Genomic DNA, 16,559 nt, shown 5'->3' on the forward strand with positions numbered 1-16,559 from the left:
CTCAGTCATCCTCATGCCGCGCGGACGGCGTGACATGCGGCGAGCCCGAGCCGCCCGACCCTGCCGGCGGCGTCCCGCTGCCCGACTCGGGGTTTGCCTTGCCGCCGCCCTTGCGCGAGCCGAGCGACTCGATCCCCCAGTAGAACATCGGGATGAAGAACACGGCGATCGCGGTCGCGCCCAGCATCCCGCCGATCACGCCCGTGCCGATCGAATGGCGGCTGTTCTGCGATGCGCCCAGCGCGATGGCGAGCGGCACACAGCCCAGGATGAATGCGAGCGAGGTCATCACGATCGGCCGCAGACGCTCTTCGGCGGCAACGAGCGCCGCGTCGTACGGCGACTTGCCCTCCTCCCGGTTCAGCACCGCGAACTCGAAGATCAGAATCGCGTTCTTGGCGGCGAGCGCGATCAGCATCGTCAGGCCAATCTGGAAGTAGACGTCATTGTTCAGGCCGCGCAGCAGGATCGCGAGCAGCGCGCCGAACAGCGCGAACGGCACCGCCATCAGCACGCCGAACGGCAGCGACCACTTTTCGTATTGCGCGGCGAGGATCAGGAACACCATGATGATCCCGAACACGAACACGAGGCCGCCGGTCGAGCCCGACTTGATCTCCTCGAATGCCTCGCCGCTCCAGCCGACGGCGTAGCCCGGCGGCATCTGCGCGGCGAGCTCCTGCAAGGTCGAGATCACCTGGCCCGAGCTGTAGCCCGGCGCCGCGTTCGCGGTGATCTTCACGGCCGGGAAGTTGTTGAAGCGCGTGATCAGGTCGGGGCCCGTGACGTACTTGTAGGTCATCACCGCCTTGATCGGCACCATGTTGTTGGTCCGGCTGCGCACATAGATCTGGTCGAGGTCGGCCGGCGTGAGCCGGTAGCGGGGATCGGCCTGCACGATCACCTGCCAGAGCCGCGCGTCCTTGTTGAACTGCGAGACATAGAGCGAGCCGAACATCGTCTGCATCGCGCTGTACACCTCTTCGACCGGCACGCCGAGCGTCTCCGCCTGATCCCGGTCCACGTTCACCAGCAGTTGCTGCGAAGCCGCGTTGAAGGTCGAGGTCACGCCGGAGAGTTCGGGCCGCGCCTTCGCCTTGACCACGAAGTCCTGCACGACGGCCGCGAGTTGCTGGATCGATCCATCCCCCTGGCTTTCGATCCACATCTCCGTGCCGCCCGTCGTGCCAAGGCCCGGAATGGAGGGCGGGTTCACGGGCACGACAATGCCTTCCTGGACCTTCGATAGCGTCTCATAGGCCTTGATCAGCACCGCGCGCGCGTTTTGCTCCTTGATGTTCGAGAATTTGTAGCGCTCGTCGAATCCCTTCAGGCCGACGAAGAACGTGCCCGCATTGTTCTTGTTCTGGCTGTCGAGCAGGCTGTAGCCATTCACGATCGTGACGCTGCTCACCGCGGACTGCTTCATGAAGTAGTCGGTGACCTTGTCTCCCACGTCCGCGGTCCGGTCGAGGCTGGCTGCGTCCGGCATGATGATCGCGCCGAGCAGGTAGCCCTGGTCCTCGGGCGGCAGGAAGCCGCCCGGAATCGTCTTGCCCATCAGCACCGCGAGCACGATCACGCCCACGAACACGACGAGGCCGATGACATAACGCTTGATGATGAACTCGACCGCGCGCCCGTAGCTGGCCGTCATGCGTGCGAACCGGGTGTCGAACCACAGGAAGAAGCCGCGCTTTTCGTGGTGCGTAGCCTTGAGCAGGATGGCGGCCAACGCGGGCGACAGCGTGAGCGCCACGATGCCCGAGAACACCACCGAGATCGCGATCGTGATGGCGAACTGCTTGTACAACTGCCCCGTGATCCCGCCCAGGAACGCAACCGGCACGAACACCGCGCACATCACGAGCACGATCGCGACCACCGGGCCCGACACCTCGTCCATCGCGCGCTTGGCCGCGTCTTTCGGGCTCAGCTTGTGGACGGTCATGTTGCGCTCGACGTTCTCGATCACGACAATCGCGTCGTCCACGACAATACCGATCGCGAGCACCATGCCGAACAGGGTCAGCATGTTGATCGAAAAGCCCAGCGCCGCCATCCCCATCGCCGTGCCAACGATCGACACTGGCACGGCCAGCACGGGAATGATCGTCGCGCGCAGGCTCTGCAGGAACACGAACACGACGATCACCACCAGTACGAGCGCCTCGAAGAACGTGTGGATCACGTCGGTGATCGACGCGCGCGTGAAGTCCGTCGTATCCATGGCGATCTTGTAGTCAAGCCCCTGGGGGAACGCCTTCTTCAGGTCCGCGAGCGTCGCGTGCACCTGCTTCGAGACGTCGAGCGCGTTCGCGCCCGGCTGCTGGTAGACCGCAATGATCGTGGCCGGCTTGCCCTGATAGGTGGTGCGGTTCGAATAGCTCTTCTGGCCCAGCTCGGCGCGGCCGATGTCCTTCAGGCGGACAATGGCCGCGCCGTTGCTCGCCGCGCGGATGATGATGTTGTCGAACTCCTCGGCCGTCGCGAGCCGCCCGGTCGTCGTCACCGCGAACGACTGCTCGACCGGGTTGCCGGTTGGCGCCTGGCCGACGGTGCCCACGGCAAACTGCTGGTTCTGCGCGCGCACCGCGTTCTGCACGTCGCCCGCGGTAATGCCGAGCTGCGCCATGCGGTCCGGCTTCAGCCAGATCCGCATCGCATAGTCTGGAGTACCGAAGATCGCCGACTGGTTCGCGCCCGGGATCCGCTTGAGCGTGTCGAGCACATAGACGTTCGCGTAGTTCGCGATATAGGTCGGGTCGAAGCGATCGTCTGGCGAGTAGATCGCAATCACCATCATGAACGCGTTCGACTTCTTCTGGACCTGGACGCCCTGCGACTGCACCTGCTGCGGCAGTTGCGGCAGCGCGAGGTTCACGCGGTTCTGCACGTCGACCTGGGCGAGCTCCGGATTGGTGCCGATCTCGAAGAAGACGTTGAGCGTCACATTGCCGGTCGACGAGCTGGACGAATACATGTAGATCATGTTGTCCGCGCCGTTGACCTGCTCCTCGATCGGCGCCGCCACGTTGTTCGCTACGACGTCCGCGCTCGCGCCCGGGTAAGTCGCAGAAACCGTGATCTGCGGCGGCGTGACATCCGGGTACTGCGCGATCGGCAGCGAGAACAACGTCAGCGCGCCACCCAGCGTGATGACGATCGAAATGACGGACGCGAAGATCGGCCGGTCGATGCAGAAGTGGGAGATGTTCATCGGATCCGCCCTTACTGCGACGCGCCGCTGGCCGCGCCCTGCGCCATCGGGCGGGCGCCCTCGGGCGCCTCGGGCGCAGAAGCGCCGCCCTTCTCGACAATGGTCTTGCCGCCCGATTGCGTCGAAGCGAGCGTGCCGGCGATCTTGAGCGCCACATCGGGCACGACGCGGATCGCGCCATCGACGACGATGCGCTCGCCGGCCTTCAGGCCATCGGTGATGAACCAGTTGTCGCCGTTCCAGTCGCCCACCTCTACGACGCGCTGATGAGCCTTCGACTCGCCGTCGACCACCCATACGAAGTGGCTCTTCGCACCTTGCAACACCGCGCGCTGCGGCACGAGGATCGCATCCGGCCGCACCGCGCCCGACACGCGCGCGCGCACGAACTGTCCTGGCCTCAGCGTGCCTTTCGGGTTGGCGAGGACGGCCCGCACGAGGAAGGTCCCGGTCTCGGTGCTGAACGCCGGGTTCGCAAAACTGATGGTACCGTGCTGAGGAAACTCCCTGCCATCGGCCAGCACGACCGAGACGACGAACTCGCTATTGGGCGGAAAGACCAGCTTGCCCGCCGAGATCTGATCCTGAAAGTGCAGCATTTCGTTTTCCGAAATGCTGAAGTTCACCCACATCGGGTCGAGTTGATAGACGTACGTCAGGAGCCCCGATGCGTTCGCGATCAGATAGCTGCCGTCCTGCTGCCGCGCATAGCTCGCTAGACCGTTCAGCGGCGACTTGATCGTCGTGTAGCCGAGGTTGATCTGCGCCGTGTCGACCTGCCCTTGCGCGGAGATCACCGCGGCTTGCGCCTGCTTCTCGTTGCCGATCGCATCGTCGAGGTCCTTCTGGCTCAATGCCTGCTGTGCGGCGAGCGGCTTGACCCGCGCGAGGTTCTGCTGCGCAACCGTGAGCCGCGCCTGCTGTTGCGCGAGCTGACCGCGCGCCGTCTGCAGTGCGGCCTCGAACGGCTTCGGGTCCATCTGGAACATCGTCTGACCGGCCCTCACCTCCTCGCCTTCGGTGTACATCCGCCTGTCGAGGAAGCCGTCCACGCGCGCGCGAATCTCGACTTCGCGCGAGCTCTGCGTCTGCGCCGTGAACTCGAGATCGACGGGCGTGTTCTGGGCGACGACCGTCATCACCGTCACCTCTGGCGCGCCGAGCGCCGGCGGGCCTGACGCCTTCTTGCAGCCCGCGAACAAGGCCATCGCCATGACGACGAGGATCGGCGGCAGGAGGCTCCCGAGAGTCGCAAAGCCACGTAACCGTCGAGGGTTGGGAAACAACGGGTCGCTCATGAAAGACCTCCCGCAGCGCGTCACAAGTGGGCGGCGCAGGCATCCTGCGACTGCGCGATACAAGCGGCGAATGCCGCTGTGACCCAGCTCTTCATGGCCGCAATCCTCCACCCGCATTCGATGCTACTGGCTCGTATAGCCTCGCCCGTTCATGCAGGCCGTCACGGCGCGATTGAACGTTGCGAGCTGGCTCTGCGTGTTCTGCTGCACCGCCTGCTCCTGCTGGTTGTAGGCCTGCGTCTCGCGCCGCTGGCGCACGCCCCCGGCCACCGTGCCAGTGACCGCGCCGATCGCCGCGCCCTTGCCCGCGTCGCCGCCGATCGCGCCAGCCGCCGCGCCCAGCGCGGCGCCACCGGCCGCGCCTCTGAGCCGCTGGCCTTGCGGACCCGGCGGCGGTGGCTGGTTCGCCGAGCGCTGCGCGAGCGCGACGGGGTCGACACCCGTGGTCTGCTTCGCCCAGCCCTGGCACTGCGTCATGTCGTTGTGCTGCTTTTGCGCACTCTGGCCTTTCGCCGGGTAGAAAATGGGCTGCTGCTGCGCCCATGCGAACGCCGCGAACGTCAACATCAGCGCGCCCGCCGCGCGCCTGCCGATGCCCGGCAGGCCGCCCACGGGCTGGACGCCCGCTCGCGCACCGTTCGACGGTTTTGACGGCCGCTTCATGTATCGCCTCTATCGCCTTACAACTTGATTCGTCATCCGAATTTATTCACACTCACACACGACTCTCAGGCAGCTGCGGGTTTCATCACGACGGTGAAAAATCCCTGATCTTGGTGATCTTCGACCCTTCCAGGCCCAATCCGGCCATCAGTCCCTTCTGATTGAAAATAAACGCATAGATCTCGGACTGGAGCGTTGTGGTGTTCAGGTTCCTCGCCGTACCCTGGTCCGCAATCACGATCGTCGGAGCAACACCCACGCTAAAGCCAGGGTTCGTTTTCACGTCGTTCAGTTCCTTGTCCGTCATGAAGAACATGGCATACCCGTAAGTTTGAATGCCAGCCTGCATCCCGAACGTGCCCGAGGTCGTGGCATACGAGCCCGTGGCCTTGCCGTTCTCATACAGAATGCCCGCGCCGTGCGCGACGCCGCCGATGAATCCCGCCCTGATGACTTGCGGAAAGACCAGGATGCCCTTCGCCTCCTTGCCAAGGTCCTGCGCATGCGGCGTATTCGCATACAGTGACGCCAGCGCCGCCTTGCAATCGGCGTCGAGCGTCGGATCGGCCTGCGCGACAGTCTGCGACGGACCACCCGAGTCAATCATGGACGTCTGCTGCGTGGCGCCGCACGCTGCGAGCAGCGTGAAGAGAGAGAGGATCGCCAGCTTGTGAACAGGTTGGATCATGATGCCGACTCCCGTTGCGATTTCAAATGAACAGGACCCCGAATGGCTTGCACGGCCCTTCGTGGTCAAGTCTGGTAGCTGTTAGTGGCAAACTCAATGGGACTTTGGTCCCATACCCAGCCGCCCCTCTCTCCCGGTTCATGGCGCCGGCGCAATGCCTAGCGCCGCTTGCACCGTCTTGATCAGCAGCGAATCGTTAAAAGGCTTGCACAGATAGCCGAACGCCCCCGACGCAAGCGCCTGCGCGCGCACGCCGACATCGTCGTGAGCGGTGATCAGAATCACGGGGATGCCGCTGCCGCCAAGACGCTGCTGCACTTCCAGCCCATTGAGCCCCGGCATCTGGATGTCGAGGATCACGCAGTCCGGCCGGTAAGAGGGCATTGAAGACAGCGTGTCCAGAAACTCCTCGCCGCTCAAATACGCGTCCGCACCGATCCCGGCGGAGCGCAGCAGACGCCTGATCGCCCGGCCCACCGATTCGTCGTCGTCGACAATGGCCACAAATGGATCTGGATCACCCATCATGCGAAGTCCAGACTCGGCAGTTACCCATGTAACCGCGATCCTTGAGATTCAGGCTATGCGGCCCGAGGCACAACCGGTATAGGCCTTTGGTCCAACACGCAAGCGACAGGCCCCTCATGGGTACGACCAAGGTCCAATTGTCCGCGCGGCCTGAGCGACATACGCTTTACGGACCCTCTCGATCACAGTCGCGACGCGCCGCCCCATGCGCGCCGCACAGGCAGGATTGCCCACCGCCGGGGACAGCCATGGCCCGTACACGCAAAGCGGAATCGTCCATCCCCACGCTGCCCGCGGGCAGGTTCACCAACACGGTCCTCGTGCTGCAAGGCGGCGGCGCGCTCGGCGCGTATCAGGCTGGCGTCTTCGCGGGGCTCACTGAAGCGGCCATCGCTCCGAACTGGGTTGCTGGCGTGTCGATCGGCGCCATCAACGCGGCGCTGATCGCGGGCAATCCGCCCGAGCGCCGCGTCGAGCGGTTGCGCGAATTCTGGGAGCGCTCATCGGCATGGGCGCCTGTCACACTGCTTTCGTCGCTCGACACGATGCGTCCGCTCTTCAACCTGTATAGCGCCGCCTCGGCGATTTCATTCGGGGTCCCAGGATTCTTCACACCCCGCATGCTCTCTCCGCTGCTCGCGCCCGAGGGCTCGCCCGGCGCGCTGAGCTTCTACGACACGGAGCCGCTGCGCGCAACACTTACCGAGCTTGCCGACTTCGATCTCATCAACAGCCAGGCGGTGCGCCTGTCACTCGGCGCGGTCAACATCTGCACCGGGGAATCCGTGTATTTCGACAACACGAGGATGCGTCTCGGGCCCGAGCACGTGATGGCGAGCGGCGCGCTGCCGCCCGGCTTTCCGCCCGTGCAGGTCGACGGCGCATGGTACTGGGACGGCGGCATCTCGTCGAACACGCCGCTGTGGTACGTGGTTGACGAGGCCTACCGCGAAAGCGGCCTCGTGCTGCAGATCGATCTGTTCAGCGGCGCGGGCCCGTTCCCGCAAAACATGAATCAGGTCCAGGAGCGCATGAAGGACCTGCAGTACGCGAGCAAGGTGCGCTTCAACGCGGCGCGGGTCAAGCAGCAGGAGGAGCTGCGCGCGTCGCTGCGGCACGTGCTGGCGATGCTGCCCGCCAATGCGCAATCCGATCCCGACGTCGAGCGGCTGGCCGCGATCAGCACGCGCGGCGAGGTGCTGCTCGTGCGCTTCACCAACCGCCACGACACGCGCTCGTCCGACTTCAAGGACTACGAGTTCTCGCGCGCCACCGTGCTGGAACTATGGGAAGGCGGTCATGGCGACGTGCGCCATGCGATCGCCACCGAGGCGTGGCGCAATGCGACGGAGATGGCGCAAGGCATTCACGTCTGCGACCTCACGCCGATGGAACACGCTCAAAAGGAGTAGCGACGATGACTGAATCCGAAGTGAAGGAGCGCGCATTCGCGATGCCACTCACGAGCCCGGCGTTTGCGCCGGGTCCGTATCGTTTCGTCGATCGTGAGTTTCTGATCGTGACCTACCGGACCGACCCGGACGCGCTCGCCGCGGTGATCCCCGCGCCGCTGGAGATGACTGATCCAATCGTCAAGTTCGAATTCATCCGGATGCCCGATTCGACCGGCTTTGGCGACTACACCGAGAGCGGGCAGGTGATCCCGGTACGGTTCAACGGCGAGTCCGGCGGCTACGTGCACGCCATGTATCTCGACGACATGGCACCGATAGCGGGCGGACGCGAAATCTGGGGGTTTCCGAAGAAGCTTGCGTCGCCCCAGCTGCGCGTCGAGAAGGATACGATTGGCGGCGTGCTGCGCTACGGGCCGGTGCCGATCGCGGTTGCCACGATGGGCTACAAGTATCGCGCCCTGCCGCACGACAAGATACTCGCGTCGCTCTCGGCGCCCAACTATCTGCTCAAGATCATTCCGCACGTGGATGGCACGGTGCGGATCTGCGAACTGGTTCGCTACTTTTGCGAAGACATCACCATCAAGGGCGCGTGGGACGGCCCCGCCGCACTCGAACTGTTCCATCACGCGCTCGCGCCGGTCGCGGCGCTGCCCGTGCTGGAGGTGATTTCCGGCGTGCATATCCTGAGCGACCTCACGCTCGGGCTCGGCACGGTGGTGCACGACTATCTCGCAGCGTGAGGGTGACGGCGCGCAACGCGGGCGCGCGTGGGCTCAGTGCACCGCGTATGCGATCCCGGCGGCACTCGCTTTGTCGGCGAGATGGATCAGGTCGGCCAGCGAGTCCGCTTTCATTTTCTCCATCACGCGTGCGCGATGCACCTTGATCGTCTTCTCGGCGATGCCAAGGTCAAATGCAATCTGCTTGTTCAGGCGCCCCGTGACCACAAGCGCCATCACTTCGCGCTCGCGCGGCGTGAGGGTCGCGAGCCGCTGCTCGATCTCCGCGAGCCCACGCCGCTCTTCGTGCATCTGCCTCGCGCGGGCGAGCGCGCGCTCCACAACGTCGAGCAGTTCGGTATCGTTGACCGGCTTGGTCAGAAAATCGCTCGCGCCCGCCTTCATGGCGTTGACGGTCGTGCCTATATCGCCGTGACCGGACAGAAATACGATCGGCAGGCTCTTGTTCAGTTCGCGCTGCAACTCGAGCCCGTTCACCTCCGGCATCTGCAAATCCAGCACGAGGCAGGCGGGCTCGCTCGTGAAGTCCGCATCGGCCAGGAACGAGCGCGCGGAGGCAAAGACTTCGGCGCGATACCCGGCGCAGCGCAGCAAGCGCCCGAGGGCGCGGCAAACGCCATCGTCGTCATCAACCACAAACACGCGGGGCGACGAGTCAGTCATGGCCGTGAGCCTGCGGAGTTCGCTCCGCTCGCGCGACCGGCGGGCAGCGAAACATAGAAGGCGGCGCCGCCCTCGGCGTTGTTCTCGGCCCAGACGCGCCCTCCGTGCGCGCCAACGATGCTGCGGCTGATCGAGAGCCCGAGCCCGAGGCCATGCGGCTTCGACGTGAAGAATGGCTGGAAGATCTTGTCCATCTGGTCCACCGTCAATCCACGGCCGCAGTCGCGCACGCAAAGGCGCACGTCGCCGCCTGGCTCGACGCCCGCTTGCACCGTCACGAGGCGGCATCCGGCCGGACACTCCTGCACCGCGTCGAGCGCGTTGAGCATCAGGTTCAGCAGCACCTGCTGCAACTGCACCTTGTCGCCGAGCACCGTGGGCAATGCGCCGGCGATCTCGATCGTCGTGCGCACGCCGCGCACGATGGCGTCGCTGTGCATGAGCGAGACCACGTCGCGCACGACGCCGCCCACGTCGACCGGCTGCCATTCCATGTCGCACTTCCTGACGAGTGCGCGCATCTTCCGAATGATCTCGCCCGCGCGGCGATTGTCGGCGACGATATCTTTGAGCGTCTCGCGCACTTCGCGCAAGTTGATCGGGTCCGCTTCCATGAAGCGCTGGGCGGCCTGCGAGTTGGACAGGATCGCGGTGAGCGGCTGATTCAGTTCATGCGCGAGCGAGCCGGCAAGCTCGCCGAGCGCGGAGACGCGCGTCAGATGCGCGAGCTCCTGGCGGTTGCGGTGCAGTTCGTTGCGCTCGCTGCGCTCCACGACCACGGCGAGCAGGGTCGGCACGCCATCCACGCGGCAGGGACGCGTCGTGACCTCGGCGGGAAATTCAGCGCCGTCGTGGCGGCGCGCAATCACGGTGCGCAGCGCCGAGTCGGCTGACGCGTGCTTCGCCGCCACCGCGTGCGAGCCCTGCGCGCGCCATTCGGGAATCAGCAGGCTCGCGCGCGCGCCGCTCAGTTCGTCGCCGTGGTAGCCGAACAGCTCGGCCCCCTTCTCATTGACGAACATGATCGTGCCAGCCTCGTCGATGGCGAGAATCGCGATCGGCACGAGTTCCAGTGCTTCGCGCATGGGCGTACCGGCGAGGAACGGGTCGACGCCCCCGAGGTGCTGCCTGTGTGCGCGGTTTTGCGGTGCGAGCGCCCTCCGTGCTTCGGGCGCCCAGTGCCTGCTCAAGCGCCGAACGGATCGAGTCACCCCGGTCAGGACAGCAAGAGGACGGAACCGCGGACGCTGCGATGCGCGGCACCACGTGATCATGGCAGCGAGAACTGTCGGCACCAGTCCGCAATCTGACATGCCGTTCTGCATGGCGAATAGCTCCCGGTCTGCAAACATGCGCCGCACTCATCCCGATCGTTCAGGATGCACGTTCGCGGCCGCAACGTTCGAAGCGAGCTCAATGACGACCTGCAAGGCAACCGCTCATTCGCGTCATGCTTTTGCGGCGCTCGACCTGCTACCGGGCGCGAAAAGCTGATCGAGACGATCCACATGACAGCAACATCGCTGCAACGCGATCGTCCATCACCTGCGGTCACCATGAAGGCAATACTAGTAGATCATAGACATTTTTAACTTACCGATAGAAAATATTTCGGTACTTGTTACAGCACCCGCATGAGCGGCAACACTGTCTGGCTAGATTATAGTTTCGCTTAATTCAGATTAATGCCGCGCACAACGATTCGATTCGATCTCCCTGGAAATCGACCCATCGCATTAATAGTGCACTCACATCAAAGTCGCTTCATGCGCGCGATTGAATGCTCATCGCGGAATCTCTGCCAGAGGTAATCAAACAATCATCGTTGCCTGCTCGCACGCGCACGCAGCGTGTGCGAATCGAGGCTATCGTACAGGCACTTCGTGAAGGATTTATGCCGGCGCGGGGCGCGCACTGCAAGGCGTCTTCAGCACCCCAAACAATAATCAGGATATCTATTTATTTACCAGAAAATGAAAACCGCCTGAACCAGAACCCTCGGTCTGGTCAGGCGGCCTTGCCAATATCCTCAGCGTTCGATTCGAGCGTGCCCACTACGCCTGACGATAATAGAGATTCTGCGGATGCCGCGCCTCGGCGAAGAAGAACCACCGCTCCGCTACGAGCCCCGCGTACTGAATCAGGGCGGCGGCACACAGCAAGGCCAATGAAGCCCCCACCGGCCGCACGTTCGCACCGAACGCCACGAGCACGAACGGCACGGCGAACGCGGCCACGAGGAACGTCCACTTGATGCGCTTGAGCGTGGCCGGCGTCTTGCCGTGGAAGAACTCGCGCAGATTGAATGCGCCGGCCGTGAACCCGCGCGACTTCTGCTCGACGCGTGCGCCACGAATGCCGGTTGCGCTCTGCACCGTCGATTTGGGTCGCAGCCGCGCATTGCGCTTGAGCGAGGCGACACGCGAGGCACATCCACCGAGCGTCAGCAGGCAAGCGAGCAGCGCGAGCGGCCCGACCAGCCCAGGCGCCAGCCACGCGGCGCAGGCGGTCGCCAGCGTGAAGCCCGAGGCGCAGCCGAGCAGCGCGAAATTGACGAGCGTGAGCGGCGTCGCCCATTCCTGCAGAAAGCGCAGGCAAGCGTAGATCATGCCGGTGCAGACGAACAGCAGCCCACTCGCCACAACGGCAACGGCGCCGATCGCGAGCGTATAAGGCAAGCCGCACAAATGCGCGACGCCGTAGGCGAACGCGCAAGCGAGGAACAGCGGCAGGCACAGGCATTCGCGCGAGAGCCACGACGTGCGCCACATCGCAATGGCCCGCCACGCGCGCTCGGGATGCCCGAGGTGGAAGAACGACGCAACGAGCCCCGCCGCGCCGAGCACGCACGCCAGCGCCGCCCCGACCACATAGAAGAGCTGCGGCACCGCCGCCCCAGCGCCGAGGCCGAGCTGGCCCGCCGCTTCCACGCCCACGAGCGCGATCACGAGGCCCTGCGCCGCGCCAATCAAGGTGGTGAGAAACACCACGGAAAATGCCGGATTCATGTTGGTTCCTTTGTCCGCGGGAGGTTAATGCGTTGCGGGACGCGAGGCAATGGAAGCGAGGTGCAGCTCGCCGCGTTCAACCTGCGATTCGAGGGAAGCCGGCGCATCGTCGGCGGACTCGCCCTTGCACGAGCACGATCCGCTGCCGCACGACGACACCTTCTGGCGCGGCAGATAGTGATTGGCGGGCCGGGTGCCCCATTCGGGCATCAGCTGATAGCCGCCGCGCTCGCGAATCGCCTTCGACACCACCGAGTCCGGGTCGTGGATGTCGCCGAAGAGGCGCGCCGAGGTCGGGCAGGCGAGCACGCATGCGGGCTTGCGGTCGCGCTCGGGCAAGGCCTCGTTATGGATGCGGTCCAAGCAGAGCGTGCACTTGGTCATCTCCTTGCGCTCTTCGTCCAGTTCGCGCGCGCCATAGGGGCAGGCCCACGAGCAGTACTTGCAGCCGATACAGCGGTCGTAGTCGACCAGCACGAGGCCGTCTTCCTTGCGCTTGTAGCTGGCCCCGGTCGGACAGACCGGCACGCACGGTGGATCTTCGCAGTGCAGGCACGACTTCGGGAAGTGAATCGTGTCGGTGAGCGGGAACACACCGGCCTCGAAGGTCTGCACGCGATTGAAGAACGTGCCGGAGGGATCCGCATCGTAAGGGCGGATGTCCGAGAGGCTGCCGGCCTCGCCCGACGTGTTCCACTCCTTGCAGCTCGTCACGCAGGCGTGGCAGCCCACGCAGACGTTCAGATCGATTACGAGCGCCATCTGTGTCATAGCGTGCTCCTTGCTTCAATGGTCTTGTGTGGTTTTGCGCAGGCGACGCGCGAACTCGCCGCGTCCCGCGAAATAGGTCTGCACGACGCGCTGGAGCATGCCGCCCACGCCCGTGCCGGTCACGCCGGGCAAGGCCTGCATGGGCGCGAACTGCGGCAGCGTGTGATCGGCGTCGTGCTCGGCGGGATAGATGCGCACGCGCACGTCGTACCACGCGGCCTGCCCCGTGATGGGATCGGAGTTCGATACGCGCCCATTGCGATTCGCCGCGGGAATCTCGTCCGAGATCAGGTGATTGAGCAGGAAGCCGCGCTGCGACTCGTTGGCGTCCGGGCCGAGGTTCCATGCACCGGCCGCCTTGCCGATCGCATTCCACGTCCACACCGTGCCCGGCTCCACCGCCTCGCTATAGCGCGCCATGCAGCGCACCTTGCCCCATTGCGATTCCACATAGATCCACGCGCCGTCCTCGATGCCCTGCGCGGCGGCCGTGCCCGGATTCATGTATAGATAGTTCTCCCCATGAATCTGGCGCAGCCATGCGTTCTGCGAATCCCACGAGTGATACATCGCCATCGGGCGCTGCGTGAGCGCCGCGAGCGGGTACTTCGCATGATCGGTGGCGGCGTGCTCGAGCGGCGCATGGTAGAACGGCAGCGGATCGAAATACTGCTCCACGCGCGCGCGCAGATGGTCCGGCGGCTGGCGTCCTTTGGTCTTGCCCTGAGCGGCGAGGCGAAACTTCTGCATCACGTCCGAATAGAGCGCGATGACGATCGGCTCATTGAACTTGCGAAAGCCCTTCTCAACGGCGAAGTCCAGATACGGCCCGTTGCAGTTGCGCATGTATTGCAGGGTCTCGGGCAGCGTGTAGTGATAGACGCAGTTGTGCTTCGCGTACTCCTCCCACTGCCGCGGATTGGGCTCGCCCACCAGCGCGTCCTTGCCGTCCTTGCCGCGCCAGCCGATCAGGAAGCCCACGCCCGAGCCCGGCGCCGTCTGGTGATTGACGATGAAGTCGGGATAGTCGCGATACTTGCGCCCGCCCTCCGGCGTGGTGAAGGCCGGCAGCTTCAGGCGTCCCGCGAGCTCGACCAGCACTTCCTGGAAGGGCTTGCACTCGCCCGTGGGCGGCACGACGGGCACGCGCACGGAATCCACGGGGCCGTCGAACTCCGAGATCGGGCGGTCGAGCATCGACATCGCGTCGTAGCGCTCGAGGTAGGTCGTATCGGGCAGGATCAGGTCGGCGAAAGCCGTCATCTCCGACTGGAACGCATCGCAGACGACGATGAACGGGATCTTGTACTCGCCGTTCTCGTGCTTGTCCGCCAGCATCTTGCGGACCTCCACGGTATTCATCGACGAGTTCCACGCCATGTTCGCCATGAAGATCAGCAGCGTGTCGATCGGATACGGGTCGCCGCGCCACGCGTTCGTGATCACGCTGTGCATCAGGCCGTGCACGGCGAGCGGATACTCCCACGAGAACGCCTTGTCGATGCGCACCGGGCCGCCGTTTTCGTCGATGAACAGGTCGTCGGGCGCGGCCGGCCAACCGAGCGGGCCACTGGCGAGCGGCGTGTTCGGCTTGACGTCCTCGGGCTTGTTGGGCGGTTTCGCCGAGGGCGGCACGGCACGCGGATACGGCGACTTGTGGCGGAAGCCGCCCGGCCGGTCGATCGTGCCCATCAGCGACATCAGCACGGCCAGCGCGCGGATCGACTGAAAGCCGTTCGAATGCGCCGCGAGGCCGCGCATCGCATGAAACGCGATCGGCACGCCCGTGACGGTTTCGTGCGTCTCGCCCCACGCGTCGGTCCAGCGGATCGGCAGCGTGATCTTCTGGTCGCGCGCCACCTCGGCCATTTCGCGCGCGAGCCGGCGGATCGTATCCGCGGGAATGCCGGTGATTTCCGCGGCCCATTCCGGCGTGCACTCGGCCATGCGCTCGCGCAGCAGCGTGAACGCGGGCGCGACGCTCGTGCCGTCCTCGAGCGTATAGCGCCCTTCCAGCGCCGGGCGTGCGCCCGGCGTGTGATGCGGCACGGCACGCTGCGTTTCGAGGTCCCACCACAGGTGGTTCTGCGGGAAGAGCGCGTTGCGCTCTTCCACCCCGGGGTCGCGCACGAAGAGGCCATACGCGTCGCTTTCCGCGCGCAGGTCGAGCAGTTCCGCGCCGTTCGTGTAGCGCGCGACGAACTCGTGATCGTAGGCGCCGTTTTCGATCAGCTCGCGCATCAGCGCCATGAAGAGCGCGCCGTCCGTGCCGGGACGGATGGGCACCCATTCGTCGGCAATGGCCGCGTAGCCGGTGCGCACCGGATTGATGGCGATGAAGCGGCCGCCGGCGCGCTTGAACTTCGAAAGCGCAATCTTCAGCGGATTCGAGTGATGGTCCTCCGCCGTGCCGATCATGAAGAACAGCTTCGCGCGGTCGAGGTCGGGGCCGCCGAACTCCCAGAACGAGCCGCCCATCGTGTAGATCATGCCGGCCGCCATGTTCGCCGAGCAGAAGCCGCCATGCGCCGCATAATTAGGCGTGCCGAACTGTTTGGCGAAGAGGCCGGTCAGGGCCTGCATCTGGTCGCGCCCGGTGAAGAGCGCGAACTTCTTGGGGTCGGTGGCGCGCAGGTGGGCAAGGCGCTTCTCCAGCACGTCGAACGCCACATCCCACGAGACCGGCTCGAATTGTGCGGTGCCGCGCTCGGCGTCGCGCTTGCGCATGAGCGGCTGCGTGAGACGCGCGGGCGAATACTGTTTCATGATGCCCGACGAGCCTTTCGCGCAGATCACCCCCTGGTTGAGCGGGTGCTCCGGATTGCCGTCGATGTAGCGAACCTCGCCGTCGCGCAGATGAACGCGAATACCGCATCGGCAGGCGCACATGTAGCAGGTCGTGGTCTTGATTTCGAGCTGCTCATTCTGGGTGCGGGCCTTGTGCTCCATCGTTCCTCCCGGTCCGCCTGCGATGGGGGCGGCATGTGTGTGATTGCCCTCTCATCGTATAAACCCCGTCAACATAATAAAAGTCGCGATTCGCGATCTGTTCTATCGGCTGGCCTTATGGTTGCCGTTTGGGTCGCATTGGGGCCGGGCATCCGGCCCCGGGGAAAGACCTCCTTGCGCCTCTTATGGCCGCTGGCCGCGCCGTTCGAGCTCTTCGAGCAGGATAGGCGCGCCGAGGCTCATGCTATGGATGCCGAGTGTCACGACGCCTTGCAGCACCGCAACAATTTCCTCGGGCGTCGCGCCCAAATCGAGTGCGCGCCGCATATGCCGCCGCACGCCCGGTGCGTACATGTGCGTGCAGGCGGCGTTGACGGCGATGGAGATGAACTCGATTGTCTTGGGGTCGAGCACCGCCTGCGGCACGACGGCGAGCGCCATGAACTTCTCGGTCCATGCCGCGTCGAGCTGGGCGAACGGATCCCAAAGCGGGTTCCATGCGCCGCGCTCGCGCATCGCGTCGCAAACCGGCGTGGCCGGTGCCTGGGATTCAGTGTCTGGGGTCATGCGGATGTCCTCGTTCGGGCGTGGGTGCTCCGGCGCGCGAGCGCGC

General features: G+C 64.9%; 13 protein-coding genes. 2 read left to right on the plus strand and 11 right to left on the minus strand.

Annotated features, from left to right (window positions below; all coding sequences use genetic code 11):
- Nucleotide 1: 1 nt before the first annotated feature.
- The 5 genes from E1956_RS31855 to E1956_RS31875 form a co-directional block, all read right to left on the minus strand.
- Nucleotides 2-3,220 (minus strand): efflux RND transporter permease subunit, encoded by a 3,219-nt coding sequence (locus E1956_RS31855; RefSeq protein WP_134756725.1) that lies wholly within the window; start codon nucleotides 3,218-3,220, stop codon nucleotides 2-4.
- Between the two features lie 11 nt (nucleotides 3,221-3,231).
- Nucleotides 3,232-4,434 carry an efflux RND transporter periplasmic adaptor subunit gene (locus E1956_RS31860; protein WP_418789330.1) on the minus strand — a complete coding sequence of 401 codons (1,203 nt, stop codon included), beginning with the start codon at nucleotides 4,432-4,434 and terminating at the stop codon, nucleotides 3,232-3,234.
- Nucleotides 4,435-4,641: 207 nt separating this feature from the next.
- Nucleotides 4,642-5,085 (minus strand): YMGG-like glycine zipper-containing protein, encoded by a 444-nt coding sequence (locus tag E1956_RS31865; RefSeq protein WP_134757919.1) that lies wholly within the window; start codon nucleotides 5,083-5,085, stop codon nucleotides 4,642-4,644.
- Between the two features lie 181 nt (nucleotides 5,086-5,266).
- Entirely contained in the window at nucleotides 5,267-5,938 is a 672-nt protein-coding gene (locus E1956_RS31870) for a lipid-binding SYLF domain-containing protein (RefSeq protein ID WP_197732927.1), read from the minus strand.
- A 69-nt stretch (nucleotides 5,939-6,007) separates the two neighbouring features.
- Nucleotides 6,008-6,394, minus strand: coding sequence for a response regulator transcription factor (locus E1956_RS31875; protein ID WP_134757921.1), 387 nt, complete (start codon nucleotides 6,392-6,394; stop codon nucleotides 6,008-6,010).
- Between the two features lie 251 nt (nucleotides 6,395-6,645).
- Here E1956_RS31875 and E1956_RS31880 point away from each other — a divergent pair, with 251 nt between their 5' ends.
- Both E1956_RS31880 and E1956_RS31885 read left to right on the plus strand, forming a co-directional pair.
- Nucleotides 6,646-7,809, plus strand: a complete 1,164-nt coding sequence (locus E1956_RS31880; RefSeq protein WP_134756729.1) for a patatin-like phospholipase family protein — start codon at nucleotides 6,646-6,648, stop codon at nucleotides 7,807-7,809.
- A 5-nt stretch (nucleotides 7,810-7,814) separates the two neighbouring features.
- Entirely contained in the window at nucleotides 7,815-8,555 is a 741-nt protein-coding gene (locus tag E1956_RS31885) for an acetoacetate decarboxylase (RefSeq protein ID WP_134756731.1), read from the plus strand.
- A gap of 33 nt (nucleotides 8,556-8,588) precedes the next feature.
- Here E1956_RS31885 and E1956_RS31890 read toward each other — a convergent pair whose 3' ends face one another.
- The 6 genes from E1956_RS31890 to E1956_RS31915 all read right to left on the minus strand — a co-directional run bounded on the left by E1956_RS31890 (nucleotide 8,589) and on the right by E1956_RS31915 (nucleotide 16,513).
- On the minus strand, nucleotides 8,589-9,218 hold the full coding sequence (locus E1956_RS31890) for a response regulator transcription factor (protein ID WP_134756732.1): 630 nt from the start codon (nucleotides 9,216-9,218) through the stop codon (nucleotides 8,589-8,591).
- Nucleotides 9,215-10,303: a sensor histidine kinase gene (locus E1956_RS31895; protein WP_167760187.1), complete on the minus strand. Its 1,089-nt coding sequence runs from the start codon at nucleotides 10,301-10,303 to the stop codon at nucleotides 9,215-9,217. The genes E1956_RS31890 and E1956_RS31895 overlap by 4 nt, the downstream gene beginning before the upstream one ends.
- A 969-nt stretch (nucleotides 10,304-11,272) precedes the next feature.
- Complete coding sequence (locus E1956_RS31900; protein ID WP_134756736.1) at nucleotides 11,273-12,226, minus strand: dimethyl sulfoxide reductase anchor subunit family protein; 954 nt, start codon at nucleotides 12,224-12,226, stop codon at nucleotides 11,273-11,275.
- A gap of 24 nt (nucleotides 12,227-12,250) precedes the next feature.
- Nucleotides 12,251-12,997, minus strand: coding sequence for a 4Fe-4S dicluster domain-containing protein (locus E1956_RS31905; protein ID WP_134756738.1), 747 nt, complete (start codon nucleotides 12,995-12,997; stop codon nucleotides 12,251-12,253).
- 15 nt (nucleotides 12,998-13,012) lie between these two features.
- Complete coding sequence (locus E1956_RS31910; protein WP_134756740.1) at nucleotides 13,013-15,946, minus strand: molybdopterin oxidoreductase family protein; 2,934 nt, start codon at nucleotides 15,944-15,946, stop codon at nucleotides 13,013-13,015.
- A gap of 183 nt (nucleotides 15,947-16,129) precedes the next feature.
- Nucleotides 16,130-16,513 (minus strand): carboxymuconolactone decarboxylase family protein, encoded by a 384-nt coding sequence (locus E1956_RS31915; RefSeq protein WP_134756742.1) that lies wholly within the window; start codon nucleotides 16,511-16,513, stop codon nucleotides 16,130-16,132.
- Nucleotides 16,514-16,559: the final 46 nt, after the last annotated feature.

Origin of the sequence: Paraburkholderia pallida (genome assembly GCF_004524855.1) — a bacterium.
GTDB lineage: Bacteria > Pseudomonadota > Gammaproteobacteria > Burkholderiales > Burkholderiaceae > Paraburkholderia > Paraburkholderia oxyphila.